Here is a 1,460-nt window from a genome sequence, read left to right as displayed (position 1 = left end):
CCTTTGCCTCCGAACATATCCTCCATATAATCCTTCTCTATATGCCCGCCTATGACTTCCAGGCAAATCATAACATGATCATCACCCGGTACAATTTCTTTCTCCCACAAATATTGGCACTCAAGGTTCATGAAGCATTCAGCGACCATCGGCGATTCAATCCATGAAGCTTTCTCCACAGTAAGCCCTGACGAAGTTATCTCATCCGTCTCGAACTGATTGTTCTGTATCGTCTTCATGCAGGCTTTGTATAAATCAGAAGACATGAAATTCAGCACGGCTACCTTCTTTTCATTTAGGCTTTGGTAAAGATGTCCACACTTATTCACGCTGCATAGAATCACGTAATACCCGCCTCCATGATTCGCACTCGTAAACCCTGCCCATGACTGCATTGTAGCATTTGGCTGTCCGTTAGATTTATATGTTGTGACAAGAAACATCGGCGTCGGTATGCCCATCACAAACTCTTTCCAGTTAAACCCGAAACTCTTTGAATATTCTCCATATGTCCCCCGAATAGATTCCGGCATTTCTTTGTATTGGTATTTCATCTTTTTCCTTCCCTCCGTACTAAAGAATTGACTTCAATTATCTCGATATCGATAAACTCGTCAATCATTGCTTATTTCATAAGATAGCGATTCAGGTCAATCTGTGAACAGCTCCAGATATGATTGGATTTTCGCTTTGCAATATGGTTCTTCTTGGCGAGATGTCTTGTCAATGCATTGGCGAATGTCGTTTTTCCGCTTCCGCAGGGACCGGATATAAAGATGATTCCATTCATTTCTCTTTTTCCCTCCAATGATCGATCTTTGGCAGACACTTCATTCCGGCAGACCGGTCATGAAGGCGATGATTCTTTCCGCGGTTTCCTTCGGCGTCTGGTTTTCCGTGTCGATAAACAGCTGATACTTGCCCCGGTTTTTGCCGATCCACTGATTGTATTCGATGTGGGGACGGATGGCTTCATCCGTGGTGAAGCCCCGCTCCTTGGGCCGGGCTCGCAGGCGCTGGTCAATGATCTGATCCCTGGCCCACAGCGCGATAGAAAAGGTGACGATCAATTCCTCCGGTACGGCGGCTTTCGTGATGTAATCATGAGGCGCCATACAGGTAACAAAGACCAGATTTCTACCATGGGCGATCCTGAACGTTTCCCGCAGGCTGTCCGCGCCATACTGCCCTTCCCGGTCGGTGCCGGCATAGTCCCACCAGTTGAGGCCTGTTTCGTCCGAATCAACGCAGGCATACCGATTCGGGTCCAGTCGAAACGCCAGCTCATCCTTCATGGTGGATTTCCCGGCCCCGCAGGTGCCGGTGATGATAAACAGTTTCATTGCCTTTTACCCCCTTATCGCCGGATCACGGTGCAGTCTTTCACGTACTCCCCGTACTTTGACAGGAAGTCATCCTTTTCCGCTTCCTCTGTGATCCAGAGGATGACCCACGCGTTT

At 48.1% G+C, this 1,460-nt stretch carries 3 protein-coding genes; all 3 read right to left on the bottom strand.

The genetic code is table 11. The features are described from left to right. Nucleotides 1-554 (bottom strand): flavin reductase family protein (locus VZT47_RS10380; RefSeq protein WP_330224887.1); only part of this gene is annotated, 554 nt, incomplete at its 3' end. Between the two features lie 71 nt (nt 555-625). Beyond that, nucleotides 626-790, bottom strand: coding sequence for a hypothetical protein (locus VZT47_RS10375; protein WP_330224886.1), 165 nt, complete (start codon nt 788-790; stop codon nt 626-628). Nucleotides 791-830: 40 nt separating this feature from the next. Next, on the bottom strand, nt 831-1,343 hold the full coding sequence (locus tag VZT47_RS10370; RefSeq protein WP_330224885.1) for an AAA family ATPase: 513 nt from the start codon (nt 1,341-1,343) through the stop codon (nt 831-833). Nucleotides 1,344-1,460 lie beyond the last annotated feature (117 nt).

Origin of the sequence: Dialister sp., from assembly GCF_036343215.1 — a bacterium.
Lineage (GTDB): Bacteria > Bacillota > Negativicutes > Veillonellales > Dialisteraceae > Dialister.
The sequence above is the reverse complement of the archived record's forward strand: the minus strand, read 5'-3'. Positions and strand labels throughout refer to the sequence as shown.

Excerpts from the sequence above, each read along its gene's own strand:
- VZT47_RS10370 (WP_330224885.1), bottom strand. The coding sequence starts at position 1,343 with ATGAAACTGTTTATCATCACCGGCACCTGCGGGGCCGGGAAATCCACC.
- VZT47_RS10375 (WP_330224886.1), bottom strand. The coding sequence starts at position 790 with ATGAATGGAATCATCTTTATATCCGGTCCCTGCGGAAGCGGAAAAACG.